Genomic DNA, 13,402 nt, shown 5'->3' on the forward strand with positions numbered 1-13,402 from the left:
TTTTCATAAACTACAATCGATTAGAAAATAAAAAAAGAACCCAAATTGATTAAATTTGAATTCCTTTTAGTCACTACATTCTCGTTCGCTTAGTACATCACTAATAATTTCAAGATGAAATGCTGCCCATGCTTTCTCTCTAAAATGAAATGTGACACTAATCGTAAGTAATATTAGATAAACGGATATAAAGATTATCCAGATCATATTGCCATCGTTAAACAAAACATCTTGGAGCTTACTTGAAAACAGAAATAAAAGCCAAGGAATAGAAGTAACAAATATTGGAATAACACCCATTCCATTCTGTTCTTTAATCATACGATAATAGACTAACTGAAGAATCTTACTGTCAAGAGATTCATAGAAAGACCTAATATCAGAAGCTTCCTTTAGTAGTTTATTGGATTCTAAATCCTTTTGTTTTTTTAATGTTAAAAACAATTTGTGGGCATCTCCCCGAAAAAAGTTCATTTCCTCTCGCCTCTTTATCTTGTGCTACTCTATTAATTGTTGGCATTAGGATGAGAAATATACATCATCGTAGAGAGGGAGTAATATCGATGCATTTGGTAAAAAATGCAAAATTCTGTTTTGATAAGAATGTTGCGTTCTTAAATTATTTGCAAGCATGTTCATATTTATTTTCACTTTTTCTGAGACTTGTCCTGAGAATCCTTTTATTAATTTTTCCTAAGAAGTCCTTACAGAGTCCAAATATGCACAATTAATTAACTAAGAACCTTCAGCAATATAGAAGGTCCTTAGTCAATTTATACATTTCTTATCAGGAAAAATTAATAGAAGTCTGGTCTATATCCATATACAGGGTTTTGGAATCCTGCCTGATATCCAGGAAAACCATATCCCGGTACATTCCCGTAATATCCAGGTCCACTAAATCCAGGACCATATCCGCCAAAGCCCGGTCCGTATCCTCCAAAACCTGGTCCATTATCAAATAATTCTCCACCTAAAAATCCCAAACCAGCACCAATTAGTCCTGCAGTTAGAGGACTTATACCACCAAATCCTGCTCCAAATCTTTGTTGTGGTCCTCTATACATAGGTAGGTTATTTCTTACTCCATGCATGTTGATTCTCCCTTTCCTAGAAATAATTTATTTCTATTCACTATAGCCTATGGAACACCAACAAAAATGTAATGGGCGATTTCCTTATATGAAACTGCTATTTATTTTTACGAGGTATTGTAGATCCATACATCTACTGGTTAACTCACGCACGTCACGAAAAGTTCAGATTAACGATGATGCCTATGTATGGAACTGATATCGTAATGACTACGTTCTTTTCGTATACTACTTTTTAATAAAGAAGTGACCATACAATAGCATTGACAATACACTATATACAAGAATTAGAAGAGAGAAATTCATCAACCAGATTATGTTGATGAATGGAGATTATTTTAAGATAACTTCGGGCAAATCTGTTTTCAGAAAAATTATCTACTATAATCGTAGAGGAGTAATAATGAAATGACAATTCAAAGCGCGACCTATAACGAAACACAGTTTATTTTAAATCATGCCATAAATGTTTTTACGGAATCCACCGTTGGCCATATAGAGCCTAGCTGGGATAAGGCACTCCAAAGTGTTTCATTATTTTTAAATAACGGGGGATATTATTTCATAAATACAGAAAACAACAAAATTAAAGGCTGGATTGGGATAGGTGTCACCTATGACAGCTATACGGATAAAGAGATTGGATTTATTCAAGAATTATACGTTTTACCAGAATATCGAAATGCGGGAATAGCACGGGAGTTATGTAAAGAAGCAACAATTCATTTAAAACAACAAGGGTGTCAAGAAATTCAATTGAATGTATTTGTTGGAAATGGAGCAAAAAATCTCTATCGGAAACTTGGCTTTCAAGACCTATATACAACGATGAAATTAGACTTCGGGTCTAATACGGATTAGGGTGTGAATAACTCACACCCTAAACTTATCTAGCATCTGAAATAGGTAAAATATAATCAGTAAACGAACAATTACTGCAAGCATACTTTTCTGTAAAATACTCTCATGTCTTATTTACTAGTCTATATCTCACTGGATTGTAATATAGAATAATAAGGACATTGTTAAGGAGCGATTAGATGAGTACAGCATGGATAATGGGCGCGATTGCATCTGCACTAGGAATTGGTGTTGGCGGTGGACTAGCTTGGTTATTGAAAGGTATTCAAAAAGGCTTTGCCTTTACATATTCGCTTTGCGCTGGACTTATCATTGGGCTATTATGTCTGGAGATGATTCCAGAAAGTATTGAATTGGGTGGATGGATTATTCTAATAATTGGTCTCGGATTTGGGCTTGTGTTATTTCATTTTCTTCATCAAATAATGAACAACATTATCATTATTACGAATAGTAACAGGAAGGAGATCTTTATTCGTTCCGGTACGCTGTTAGCCATTAGTATAGCGATACATAATTTCCCTGTGGGTATTGCACTCGGTTCAACACTTGGTACAGATTTAGGAGGATTAATGCTAACAACATTAATCTTACATAATATCCCCGAAGGAATCATTGTATTTACCCCATTATTTCTTGCTGGATTTGGGTTACTTTCTTGGATATTAATCACGATTCTTGTAACATTCCCAATTGCAGTTGGTTCATTACTTGGACAAGCCTTTCACATCAATATGCCCTCATTACTAGCCCTACTTATTAACCTAGCCATTGCAATTATATTTATGGTGGCCATTAGAGAAATATTTTTAGAGGCAGTGAAAGAATCCAACCTTATATATTCAACTATTATTGGATTGGTGGGAGTTGGAATTATTTATTTGTACATGAACTAAATAAAGATTAGGAGTTTGATGGAACTTTCTGTCGTTAACATTGCTATAAATAAAAATTCTATCTAAAAAAGTGGTGAATACCGCTTTTTTTGTTTGGTCTCATCAGCTCATGTTTAATTGCTTCTTAGCCAAACAGGCTTCATCCTGGAGGCAAATGATTTTTTTAGTAACCATCACTAGGTACTGGCTTAAGCAATTATAACCTTAGATGAATAAATTATAGTAGCTATATCCCAAAAGAAAGGAGAATAAAAATGGTGTCGAACACTCGAAATAGAGGCTTTCGATTATGTATCTTCCCTGGATACAATTGGTGTGGACCTGGTTGTAGTGGCCCAGGAGCCCCAGTTAATGATGTGGATGCCCTTTGTAAGGCTCATGATGAATGCTATCGAAGATCCGGAAATAGACGCGCATGTGATGAAGCATTTATCCGGCAATTACGCCCAAAAATTAATCGACAAACACAAAAGGGCCGTCACGCTAGAACACTTTATAATTTTATGCGGATTAAAACGATGTTTTAGCTACTCCTCGCTTACTGATTTAGGAAACTCACGAAACAAGAAAGATTTTTTAAATTTTTCTTCTTGCAATTCATAACAAGTCTATATATAATAATAAAAACTCAATATGGCTATGAAGAAGGCGTAGTACAATTGCCCGCTGAATTTTAGAGAGCTTGTGGTCGGTGGAAACAAGCATCAAGGTATATTGGAATTGGACTTTGGAGCTTTATCAAAACGTTTAAAGTGATCTTGCTTTTTAAGTAAGGTAATAAGGGTGGCACCGCGGTTCATTCGTCCCTTTCTATAGGGAATGAATGGGCTTTTTTTTATTCCCTAACCATTAATTAACTTGATTAGGAGTGAATTACAGTGAGTACAATTTTTTCTGGTATTCAGCCCAGTGGAACCTTAACCATTGGCAACTATGTTGGAGCTATCCGGCAATTCGTCGAACTACAAAACAGTCATAACTGTTTCTTTTGTATTGTAGATGAGCATGCTGTAACGGTTCCACAAGAACGATTAAAGCTACGTGATAACATCCGGTCACTAGCAGCAATTTATCTTGCATCAGGGATTGACCCGAATAAATCAACCCTATTTATCCAGTCAGAAGTACCTGCTCATACACAGTTAGGATGGATGATGCAGTCCATCAGTTATATGGGTGAATTGGAAAGGATGACACAATTTAAGGATAAATCCGAGGGGAAAGAAGCTGTATCTTCAGCACTATTTACCTATCCATCTCTAATGGCAGCTGATATCCTTTTATACAATACAGATTTAGTACCTGTTGGAGACGATCAGAAACAACATTTAGAATTAACGAGAGATTTAGCGCAGCGCTTTAACAATCGCTTCTTAGATGTATTTACCGTACCGGAAATTAGCATTCCTAAAGTTGGTGCCCGTATTATGTCACTACAAGAGCCAACAAAAAAAATGAGTAAATCTGATGAAAATGCAAAAGCATCCATCTTCATGCTAGATGATCCGAAAAAAATCGAAAAGAAAATCAAAAGCGCTGTTACCGATTCAGAAGGTATTGTGAAATATGATAAAGAAAATAAGCCAGGTGTCTCAAATTTATTAGATATACACGCTGTATTTTCTGGTGAGACGATTGAAGAGCTTGAAAGAAAATATGAAGGAAAAGGGTATGGCGATTTTAAACAAGGTGTTGCAGATGCAATTATTAATGTTCTAAAACCGATTCAAGACCGTTATTATGAGATTCTTGATTCAGCCTTATTGGACCAAATTTTAGATCAAGGTGCTGAAAAAGCATCATTAGTTGCGAATAAGACTATTCAAAAAGCGAAAAAAGCAATGGGACTTGGTAGAGTCAAAAAGAAAAATCAGTGAGTGCTTCTCACTGATTTTTTGATTTCTGTTTGGATGCTCCTTCTGCATAACTGCTTTCAAGCTCCCACATCTTTTCAAGAAATGGTTGCCCCTTAATAATTTTCTCACAAAGCTCCTCATGTGCAAGACTCCAACCGAACTTAACACCATCATATAAAGCCTGCCACACTTCATCCTCATCCATAAAGCGAATAAATGGGTATTTTTTTGGATTCCATTCCGTTAACCAATAACGTAATTCTTCTATGTTATTCGATGTACGTAGTTGATCTAACCCCATCATCAACAATTGCTTTAACTGCCGCTCTCTTCTTGTCAATCCAAATACTAAGTCCGGCGACATAGAAAGCATATGATATTCTTTTTCATAAGTCATTTCATCAAAGCCAAAACTCTGTGGCTTCGCTTTTTCAATCATTTCAAATACAAGCTGTTCCTGTCTAGGGATGAGTCGGCTCTTTCGGATTGGAATACGATAGCCAATTGTATCGAACACTAGGATATCATTTCCATCTGTTACGACACAGGCGTAATCGACAACCGAACGATCTTGGCCTTTTCGAGTATAAGCGCGTTTGTAAATTGCATCAAGTAAACCTTGAGGCAAATCATGCATATCATTTTCAATGTATCGATACAATGGTTCAGTTATGTATACTAATGGAACTTGATCAAGTAATTCAATACCATCATCTTTTCGCCATTCATGAAAATAACAAACATTATAGCCGTTTTCTTCTCCTTCGAACCAGTTCACCCAAACATCGTGTAAATATAACATACAACACCCCTCACTTCCCGAATGAATCAATTGAGGTTGTTCAAAAATTTACCATCTATTCCAGTTCTTTTTGAACATACACTTAAAATACATTATGACCATCATTTAGAAATTTATTCGATTGTGCCGAAAACCGTTTAGGATTTATTCGGATAGGTGTATATAACAAAGGTCATCAATAGAAAACCGATTGGGAGAAAATAGCACTCCATTCGCCCACTAACAAAAATAAAATATTCTGCCCATGACACACCTGCAGGCAAAAAATTCATATACGAAATCAGCGTTACACCACCTGTAACTGCTAGTCCAAACCCAATCAAAAATAAAAATATATATCCCATTCCATGACCACCTATGCTTGTCCTTTTATTACATGATATGCTGGGGCGGAGATTTACATGATTGAAAAGTTGCTAGAGCTATTAAACTGATTGTGAGGTATGTATGTTTGATTGGAGAAGGAGAAAAATTAGAAGAGGGTGATGTACAGCGATGGGTTTGTCGTGCATTGGATATCAGCGAATATATAAATTTATCAGCGGTTCTTTGAGGATATCAGCGGAACCTGCTAATAAATCAGCGGATTTTATCAGATATCAGCGATTAAGCTAATTTTATCAGCGTATCGTAAAAGTTACAGCGAATAATCTAAACTTCTCTGCGCTTCTCCTATAAAATTAGCAATTAACCAGATCAACACATAAAAAAAGGCTGACACCCTCGTCAGCCTTAATCATTTTACTAATATTTTTTAAAAATAAGAGATACATTATGCCCGCCAAATCCTAATGAATTACTTAATACGACATTAACATCTTGTTTTCTTGCTTTATTTGGTACGTAATCTAAATCACAATCTGGGTCTGGTGTTTCATAGTTTGTAGTTGGTGGTAGTACACTATCTACAATTGATTTAACAGAGATAACCGCCTCTACACCACCAGCTGCACCTAGTAAGTGTCCAGTCATCGACTTTGTTGATGACACCGCCAGCTTATACGCATGATCACCAAAAATAGTTTTAATTGCTTCCGTTTCAAATTTATCATTTAAATCAGTGCTTGTTCCATGCGCATTAATATAATCGACATCTTCTGGTTTTAATCCAGCATCACGTAATGCATGCTGCATGGCTCTTGCTGCACCTTCACCATGCTCTGCTGGAGCAGTAATATGATAAGCATCTCCAGTTGCACCGTAGCCTACGATTTCCGCATAGATATTTGCACCACGAGCTACTGCACTTTCTAAGGTTTCAAGAATCAGAATCCCGGCTCCCTCTCCCATTACAAAACCATCACGGTTCTTATCAAATGGACGACTAGCTGTCTTTGGATCTTCGTTAAACGATAATGCTTTTGCAGATGAGAATCCAGCAAATGACATATTTGTGATTGGTGCTTCTGCTCCACCAGCAATGATGTAATCAACATCTCCACGTTGTACAGCCTTATAAGCATCACCAATAGAGTTTGCCCCTGAAGCACAGGCTGTTACTGAACAGGAGTTAATTCCTTTTGCACCCGTTTGAATGGAAACTTGACCAGCCGCCATATCTGGAATCATCATTGGTACAAAAAATGGGCTTACTCGTTTATGTCCTTTTTCGATAAACTTTCTGAATTGATCTTCATAGGTTTGCATTCCACCAATTCCAGATCCAATCCAAACACCAACACGGTGTGCAATATCCTCTGTTATTTCTAAGTTGGCATCCTTTAACGCCATTTTTGATGCTGCTACAGCAAATTGTGTAAAAGCATCCATCTTTCTTGCATCCTTCTTATCTACATATAAGGTTGGATCGAAATCCTTTACCTCAGCTGCGACCTTGGCAGGAAATTCATCTTTATTTACGCGTGTTACATAATCAATCCCCGAATTTCCAGCTAGAAGATTCCCCCACATTGTGAGTACATCATTTCCAATGGGGGTAACTGCTCCAAGACCTGTCACAACTACTCTTCTTTCCGTCATGATTGGTACTCCTCCTATAATTAAAATAAATGCGTGATTATTACAGTTGACATGTTAGGCTTATCGACCCCAACGTAACGCGATAGCTCCCCATGTTAAGCCTGCACCAAAACCTACTAAAACGATTAAATCATTTTCCTTAATTTTACCATCTTTAACACTTTCTGATAAAGCCATAGGTATAGAAGCTGAAGAGTTATTACCATATTTCTTAATGGTTGTTGCCATTCTTTCTTCAGATATACCTAGTCTTTCTCTTGCAGCTTCCATAATTCTAATATTAGCTTGGTGAGGAATTAAGTAATCCACATCCTCTTTACCTAATCCAATCTTTTCAATTACATTGACAGATGAATCTGGCATTTGTCTAACCGCAAACTTGAAAACCTCACGCCCGTTCATGGATAGAAAACCGTCTTTTTTCTGGTATAGATGAGCTCCACCAGAACCATTTGCTCCAAGCTCAAACGATAGAATTCCTTTTGATTCTGATACTTCACCCATTATAGCTGCACCTGCACCATCTCCAAATAATACACAAGTATTACGATCGGACCAGTCCGTTATTTTAGAAAGTTTTTCTGCGCCGACTACAAGTACATGCTTATAAACCTTTGATTCAATAAATTGCTTTGCTGTTACCATGCCATACATAAATCCTGCACACGCTGCACTTACATCCATTGCAGCAGCATTCCATGCACCTAACTTCTCTTGAATTATGCAGGATACAGATGGAAATGGTGTATCTGGTGTAACCGTAGCAACTAAGATTAAATCAATATCTTCCGGCTTCACATTTGCATCTTCTAATGCACTTAACGATGCATGGTAAGCCATGTCAGAAGTATCCATATCATCTTCTGCTATTCTTCTTTCTTCTATTCCAGTTCGTGTTCGAATCCACTCATCACTTGTATCAACTGTTTTTTCTAAATCTTGATTGGTGACAATCTTTGCTGGAGCGTAATGACCTACACCTAATACGCCAACACCCATATTTACATCCCCTTACACTCTAGAGTTATTATCAAATATTATGACTTGGTACTAATTTTAAAGCAAAAAAGAAAGACTTGCAAGATACAACTTCCTAATCAGGGATATATCACGATTTTGGAGTTAGTATTGATTCGGTAGCAAGCCCGTTTCTTTATATTTTTCAATGGCTTTATTTAATACTTCTCGAAAATAATCTGGAACCTCTGAGCTATATTCACCCATGGTGATATAGTCGTCTTTAAAATCAAAGGATAATACTTCACCCTCTAGTTCACCCTTATTAAACTGCTTTGCTGCTAGCATATACAATTGCTCTACATGCTGTACAGTACTAGTTAATACCGTATTAGGTTCAACTTTTAGTTGGTCAGACACAAATCCTAAGGCATATAAATTATCTTCACTTGCTTTTTTAATTACTTCTTCACTAAAGGCATCCCCTGCAGGATAAAATACGTCTACGCCATTCGCTTTCATCCGTTCATATGCTTGGATCGCTATATTAGTATCATTCCAATCATATATAAATTCCATCTGAACGTTTGTACCAGGATTTTGGTATTTTACCCCCTCATAATATCCCTCAATTTCTGGTTGCCATTGATATGCAGCAATGATTCCAACCTGATTATTAGTCGAAATTTCACTTGCTAGCATCCCTGCAAAAAAGCCCATCGCATGGGAATTAAAGGTCATACTTGTCAAATTGTCACTATAATAGTTCCCATTAAAATAAACGAAATGAACATCTGGATAATTAGTAGCTATTCGATAGAAGTGCTCTCCGAATGTGCTACTATGACCAAAGATTAAATTTGTTCCGCTAGAAACTAAATCACTAACTGCCTTAGAGATTTCTACTTCTGTTTGGACATTCTCTACCACTTCAACTTCTACATCGAACGCTTCTTCAATTTCTAATAACCCATTATACCCTTTTTCATTCCAAGGCTGAGAATCAATTGTTCCCTCAACAATCATACCAGCCTTATAAAGATTGCCTTGCTCCTCAGCTTCTAAACAGCCACTAATAAATATGATTCCTAAAACAGATAAAAAAATAATACTAATTTTTTTTCTCAAGCTTAAAGCACTCCATTCAAACCTTAGACTTTACTTAATACAAATCCTTATAACGCTGATAATGCTCCAAGACTTTCCTCACATTTTGCTCTATAGGTATATTGTCACGAATCGAAATAGAATTTTCAAGTTTTTGTGCTTCACCTTGCGTTTTTTTCTTCGAATATACCATAATTTGTTCAGATGTTAGGGTTCCATCTAATAACGGATAAGTGGCTTTTATAAAATCTTCAATATAGACTGCATTAACAAGAAATTCTTGAGAGGAAAAAGAAATCATTCTGTTCTTCCATAGGATGCCTTCTTCTGACATATCCATCCACTCGCCAAAAAGCAAAGGAGCATTAACCATAACACAACTGTTATTATTATCATCTCCTTGAGGTTCATTGCAAATCTTAACTACTCGATTGAAATCTTGTTTATCTGTTGGAAAATGTTCTCCAATAACAATTGCAAGGTTACATTCATTGTTATTCAAGGAATCGATTAATTCAAATGAACTATTTCTTCCCACAAACATATAGAAGTTTTCTTTTTTATCGGAGTCTACTTTGTCGACTCCCTTGACTACCATCCCTTTATGAAGCAAAAAATTAACATAGTGAAATCCAATCCAGTTAAAACAATTGTATACGAGTACTTCCATCACTTACTCCTCCTTTTATGTAACCTATGAAGAAATACTTTTATTTTATGAGTTGTTTTGGTAAACTATATAGGGAATTAATAATCGTTTAAAGATAATGAACTTAGGAAAAATGAGGTGTTACATATGCGCTTTGTCGCTACGATTGGCTGGGCAGTATTAATTAGTTTTGTTCTTTCTTATGTTCTTTCAAGTATGGCTGGAGAAACACTTGATCTTGTTGGCACGTTTGTTGTTGCCGCAATCTTTTCAATCATTGTATTCATTTTAGGTGATGGCTTACTGCGAGAGAAAAAAGAGCAATAATTTTTCTTCATTTGTTGAAGCTTGAACACAAAACCCTTGCCTAAATTTTATTGGCAAGGGTTTTCTTTGTCTTCTTCCATTCTGTCAATGGTAAATCAATAGTTTAATACCATGGTAATACACTTAGAGCTGTAAGAGCTGCCAACGGTAAGACTAATCGTCTAAATCTTCTACGTGGGCCATAAAATCCATAGCCTGGATAGCCATATCCGTATCCTGGATAACCATAGCCATAACCTGGGTATCCACCATACCAGCCACCAAACTGGCGTTGGTCCATTGTATTCGGCATTTGCTGACCTTCTTCTCCATCAATAGGTACTGCAAAATAGACATAGTCTTCATCTAAGCCTGTGATGATACCATCAAAGTTCGTGCCATCTTCTAATTGGACTAGTACGTAGGAATGCATATGGCTTTTGCATTGGTCATACATATGTTTATGTTTATGAGCCATTCATATCGACCTCCTCACAAATTAGCCTATTCATTTGCCTATACGGTGGTGACAGAATAATCCAGATGTAACAAACAATTTATATAGGGGGAAAAATCCGTGGATTTCTTAAATGAAGAATTTCTGATGTTACTTAAATATACTTTTTTAGGCTTGTTACAAGGATTTACAGAGCCAATTCCTATTTCCTCAAGTGGACATTTAGTACTTGCAAGAGACATTCTTGGGGTAGAGGCTGATGGACTTTCCTTTGAGAGTCTCGTGAACTTTGGTTCGCTAATCGCTGTGTTGCTTATCTATCGGAAAGATATCCTTCGGTTAGTTAAAAATGGTGTACGCTTTATCTTTACAAAAGATCCGACTGCAAAAGAGGATTTTCATTTTATTCTAATGTTAATTGTAGCAACCATCCCTGCAGGTTTAATCGGTGTTTTATTAGAGGATAAAATCGGTGATTTGAGTACATCCTTTGTTGTCGGCATAACATTGCTGATTACAGGTGTTGCACTTTGGGTAATTCGTAATCTTCGAGGTAATAAAAGTGATAAACAAATTACATTCAAGGATGCTGTTATTGTTGGATTTGCTCAATCCATTGCCTTAGTTCCGGGTATAAGTCGATCAGGTGCTACTATTGTTGCTTCCATGCTGCTTGGCATGAAGCAGGAAACAGCATTACGCTTTTCGTTCCTATTATACATACCTGTGAGCTTGGGAGTCGGAATACTTTCCGTTGATGATATTGTTCATGATAAGAATTTTGATACATTAATGATTCCATATATTCTAGCATTTATTTCTTCCATTATTGCTTCTTACTTCGCCTTAAAATGGTTCATGAACATTATGGCTAGAGGCAATCTGAAGTACTTTGCATTCTACTGCTTTATCGTTGGGATTCTAGTAGTAGTCTTCTTATAAGAATAACATTGCAGAGAACTGGATTTAATCCAGTTCTTTTTTAAATGGATCTATACCATTTTATCGGTTTCGAAGATGGTTAATTCGGCGTACAGTAGGATATTCGGCGAAAGGAACAGAGAATTCAGCACTTCTTCGTCTATTTCGGCGAAATGGCAAATAATTCGGCTAATCGATGTTTGCTTTTTACTTCATAAAAAAAAGCCGACTCGTATTTACGAATCAAGCTTCTTCTATCCGATCAATCTGGAATGCCTAGAGCAATTTTTGCATATCGTGACATTCTTTCTTTGCCCCAAGGTGGATCCCAAACAATATTTACTCTCGTTTCTTTCACTTCAGGAAGATCATATAGTGCACGTTGGATATCGGCTTCAATATGAGCAGATAATGGACAGCCCATTGCTGTTAATGTCATCGTAACAACACAAACTCCGTCATCATCTAAATCAACATCATATATTAATCCAAGGTTAACGATATCAATCCCTAGCTCTGGATCAATTACATTTTCAAGAGCTCCCATGAGATTTTCTTTTAATGCTTCATCCATGGTTTTCCCTCCTTCTTTCTTATACCTATCATTTAAACATAATTTCCACTTTTTTTAAACTAAAGATGTTTTTCAAACCATTTTACAGTTTCCAAAATAGCAAAACGACTTACCTTGTGATCGCGGTTTTTCTCTCGTAAAAACTTAATATTATCCTTTTGTTGATACAATTTCGTAACGTGCTGATAAAAACTAAAGGAATGGTCAAATGGGACTACCGAATCACGATCGCCATGCCAGAATAACAATGGTCGCTCATTTAGTTTTTCTGTCTGCAAAGATAAATCATATGTAATCAACTTATCATATAATTGATTTATTTCTTCATCAGTTAATGGAAGAGCCCCCATCTTTTTATACCCTGCAACCAGTTCTTTCGCAAAGGTTGTTATTTTGGGTGACCCCATTAAAACAGCAGCAGCCTTTATCCAGCTATAATGTGACAATGCAGACGCAGTTGTAATACCACCCATACTCGTACCAGCAACACCTATTCTTCCATCTAATATCAACCCTTGATGATCTAAGAATGACTTAATATCATTCAATTCCTTTATGTTTTGTAATACGATATTAAATAAATAAATTCGCACATCAGCGATTTGATTTGTGGTACGTTCACCATGAAACTCACTATCCGGCAAAATAACCCGATATCCTTTTTCCGCTAATAAAAATGCTAGTGGTAAATTATGCTCCTTCGCACTGGTAATTCCATGAAAATAAACGACAGTTGGTAGTGCGTCCTTGTCTCTATTAGAATCCACCACCACTAAGCTTGGTACTCCCCCTACTTCTTGCTTGTGTACTCCAATCATCTACATAATCCTCTCAGCCATATTCATTTTCTAGTTCTATAATAGTATTTTTTTGGAAATAGTGAAACTAATTTAACCGAGATTATTCTGAAGTTTTACATTAATCCTGTACATTTAATCCTTT

Annotated in this window: 17 protein-coding genes and 1 other annotated feature; of the genes, 6 read left to right on the top strand and 11 right to left on the bottom strand. The window is 36.3% G+C overall.

The annotated features are described in order from the left end of the window. Nucleotides 1-66: 66 nt before the first annotated feature. Nucleotides 67-474 (bottom strand): hypothetical protein, encoded by a 408-nt coding sequence (locus ABC228_RS10625; protein WP_345825110.1) that lies wholly within the window; start codon nt 472-474, stop codon nt 67-69. 323 nt (nt 475-797) lie between these two features. After that, the gene (locus tag ABC228_RS10630; RefSeq protein WP_345825111.1) at nt 798-1,094 is read right to left on the bottom strand and encodes a hypothetical protein; all 297 of its coding nucleotides are present in this window, start codon (nt 1,092-1,094) and stop codon (nt 798-800) included. Between the two features lie 408 nt (nt 1,095-1,502). Here ABC228_RS10630 and ABC228_RS10635 point away from each other — a divergent pair, with 408 nt between their 5' ends. The 4 genes from ABC228_RS10635 (at nt 1,503) to trpS (ending at nt 4,728) form a co-directional block, all read left to right on the top strand. After that, nucleotides 1,503-1,955, top strand: coding sequence for a GNAT family N-acetyltransferase (locus ABC228_RS10635; RefSeq protein ID WP_345825112.1), 453 nt, complete (start codon nt 1,503-1,505; stop codon nt 1,953-1,955). 179 nt (nt 1,956-2,134) lie between these two features. Further along, nucleotides 2,135-2,851, top strand: coding sequence for a ZIP family metal transporter (locus ABC228_RS10640; RefSeq protein WP_345825113.1), 717 nt, complete (start codon nt 2,135-2,137; stop codon nt 2,849-2,851). A gap of 254 nt (nt 2,852-3,105) precedes the next feature. Further along, nucleotides 3,106-3,378 (top strand): phospholipase, encoded by a 273-nt coding sequence (locus ABC228_RS10645; protein WP_345825114.1) that lies wholly within the window; start codon nt 3,106-3,108, stop codon nt 3,376-3,378. A gap of 103 nt (nt 3,379-3,481) precedes the next feature. Continuing rightward, nucleotides 3,482-3,662: a binding site (T-box leader), on the top strand. A gap of 67 nt (nt 3,663-3,729) precedes the next feature. Continuing rightward, the gene (gene trpS, locus ABC228_RS10650; protein ID WP_345825115.1) at nt 3,730-4,728 is read left to right on the top strand and encodes a tryptophan--tRNA ligase; all 999 of its coding nucleotides are present in this window, start codon (nt 3,730-3,732) and stop codon (nt 4,726-4,728) included. A 7-nt stretch (nt 4,729-4,735) separates the two neighbouring features. On the opposite strand, the gene ABC228_RS10655 is transcribed toward trpS, so the two are convergent. The 6 genes from ABC228_RS10655 to ABC228_RS10680 form a co-directional block, all read right to left on the bottom strand. Then, nucleotides 4,736-5,509 (bottom strand): YjbA family protein, encoded by a 774-nt coding sequence (locus tag ABC228_RS10655; protein ID WP_345825116.1) that lies wholly within the window; start codon nt 5,507-5,509, stop codon nt 4,736-4,738. Nucleotides 5,510-5,646: 137 nt separating this feature from the next. Further along, nucleotides 5,647-5,853, bottom strand: a complete 207-nt coding sequence (locus ABC228_RS10660; RefSeq protein ID WP_345825117.1) for a YuzI family membrane protein — start codon at nt 5,851-5,853, stop codon at nt 5,647-5,649. A 400-nt stretch (nt 5,854-6,253) separates the two neighbouring features. After that, the gene (gene fabF / locus ABC228_RS10665; protein ID WP_345825118.1) at nt 6,254-7,489 is read right to left on the bottom strand and encodes a beta-ketoacyl-ACP synthase II; all 1,236 of its coding nucleotides are present in this window, start codon (nt 7,487-7,489) and stop codon (nt 6,254-6,256) included. Nucleotides 7,490-7,549: 60 nt separating this feature from the next. Continuing rightward, entirely contained in the window at nt 7,550-8,488 is a 939-nt protein-coding gene (locus ABC228_RS10670; RefSeq protein WP_345825119.1) for a beta-ketoacyl-ACP synthase III, read from the bottom strand. A gap of 123 nt (nt 8,489-8,611) precedes the next feature. Then, nucleotides 8,612-9,574: a BMP family ABC transporter substrate-binding protein gene (locus ABC228_RS10675; RefSeq protein WP_345825120.1), complete on the bottom strand. Its 963-nt coding sequence runs from the start codon at nt 9,572-9,574 to the stop codon at nt 8,612-8,614. 34 nt (nt 9,575-9,608) lie between these two features. Next, the gene (locus ABC228_RS10680) at nt 9,609-10,223 is read right to left on the bottom strand and encodes a hypothetical protein (protein WP_345825121.1); all 615 of its coding nucleotides are present in this window, start codon (nt 10,221-10,223) and stop codon (nt 9,609-9,611) included. Between the two features lie 126 nt (nt 10,224-10,349). On the opposite strand from ABC228_RS10680, the gene ABC228_RS10685 reads away from it, so the two are divergent. Next, nucleotides 10,350-10,529: a DUF2929 family protein gene (locus ABC228_RS10685; protein WP_345825122.1), complete on the top strand. Its 180-nt coding sequence runs from the start codon at nt 10,350-10,352 to the stop codon at nt 10,527-10,529. Between the two features lie 103 nt (nt 10,530-10,632). On the opposite strand, the gene ABC228_RS10690 is transcribed toward ABC228_RS10685, so the two are convergent. After that, nucleotides 10,633-10,986 (bottom strand): hypothetical protein, encoded by a 354-nt coding sequence (locus ABC228_RS10690; RefSeq protein ID WP_345825123.1) that lies wholly within the window; start codon nt 10,984-10,986, stop codon nt 10,633-10,635. Between the two features lie 126 nt (nt 10,987-11,112). On the opposite strand from ABC228_RS10690, the gene ABC228_RS10695 reads away from it, so the two are divergent. After that, a complete protein-coding gene (locus ABC228_RS10695; RefSeq protein WP_345825518.1) occupies nt 11,113-11,907 on the top strand; it encodes an undecaprenyl-diphosphate phosphatase in 795 nt (264 codons plus the stop codon). 241 nt (nt 11,908-12,148) lie between these two features. Here ABC228_RS10695 and ABC228_RS10700 read toward each other — a convergent pair whose 3' ends face one another. Both ABC228_RS10700 and ABC228_RS10705 read right to left on the bottom strand, forming a co-directional pair. Continuing rightward, on the bottom strand, nt 12,149-12,460 hold the full coding sequence (locus ABC228_RS10700; RefSeq protein WP_345825124.1) for a metal-sulfur cluster assembly factor: 312 nt from the start codon (nt 12,458-12,460) through the stop codon (nt 12,149-12,151). A 59-nt stretch (nt 12,461-12,519) separates the two neighbouring features. Continuing rightward, complete coding sequence (locus ABC228_RS10705; protein WP_345825125.1) at nt 12,520-13,278, bottom strand: prolyl oligopeptidase family serine peptidase; 759 nt, start codon at nt 13,276-13,278, stop codon at nt 12,520-12,522. Nucleotides 13,279-13,402 lie beyond the last annotated feature (124 nt).

The sequence above is a fragment of the Ornithinibacillus xuwenensis genome (genome assembly GCF_039614845.1).
Taxonomy (GTDB): Bacteria; Bacillota; Bacilli; order Bacillales; family Amphibacillaceae; genus Ornithinibacillus; species Ornithinibacillus xuwenensis.

Bases quoted from the DNA above. Each gene is read 5' to 3' on its own strand.
- ABC228_RS10685 (WP_345825122.1), top strand. From the start codon at position 10,350: ATGCGCTTTGTCGCTACGATTGGCTGGGCAGTATTAATTAGTTTTGTT.
- ABC228_RS10655 (WP_345825116.1), bottom strand. From the start codon at position 5,509: ATGTTATATTTACACGATGTTTGGGTGAACTGGTTCGAAGGAGAAGAA.
- ABC228_RS10670 (WP_345825119.1), bottom strand. From the start codon at position 8,488: ATGGGTGTTGGCGTATTAGGTGTAGGTCATTACGCTCCAGCAAAGATT.
- ABC228_RS10660 (WP_345825117.1), bottom strand. From the start codon at position 5,853: ATGGGATATATATTTTTATTTTTGATTGGGTTTGGACTAGCAGTTACA.
- ABC228_RS10645 (WP_345825114.1), top strand. From the start codon at position 3,106: ATGGTGTCGAACACTCGAAATAGAGGCTTTCGATTATGTATCTTCCCT.
- ABC228_RS10630 (WP_345825111.1), bottom strand. From the start codon at position 1,094: ATGCATGGAGTAAGAAATAACCTACCTATGTATAGAGGACCACAACAA.
- ABC228_RS10680 (WP_345825121.1), bottom strand. From the start codon at position 10,223: ATGGAAGTACTCGTATACAATTGTTTTAACTGGATTGGATTTCACTAT.
- ABC228_RS10695 (WP_345825518.1), top strand. From the start codon at position 11,113: ATGTTACTTAAATATACTTTTTTAGGCTTGTTACAAGGATTTACAGAG.
- ABC228_RS10705 (WP_345825125.1), bottom strand. From the start codon at position 13,278: ATGATTGGAGTACACAAGCAAGAAGTAGGGGGAGTACCAAGCTTAGTG.
- fabF (WP_345825118.1), bottom strand. From the start codon at position 7,489: ATGACGGAAAGAAGAGTAGTTGTGACAGGTCTTGGAGCAGTTACCCCC.
- ABC228_RS10635 (WP_345825112.1), top strand. From the start codon at position 1,503: ATGACAATTCAAAGCGCGACCTATAACGAAACACAGTTTATTTTAAAT.
- ABC228_RS10690 (WP_345825123.1), bottom strand. From the start codon at position 10,986: ATGGCTCATAAACATAAACATATGTATGACCAATGCAAAAGCCATATG.
- ABC228_RS10640 (WP_345825113.1), top strand. From the start codon at position 2,135: ATGAGTACAGCATGGATAATGGGCGCGATTGCATCTGCACTAGGAATT.
- ABC228_RS10700 (WP_345825124.1), bottom strand. From the start codon at position 12,460: ATGGATGAAGCATTAAAAGAAAATCTCATGGGAGCTCTTGAAAATGTA.
- ABC228_RS10625 (WP_345825110.1), bottom strand. From the start codon at position 474: ATGAACTTTTTTCGGGGAGATGCCCACAAATTGTTTTTAACATTAAAA.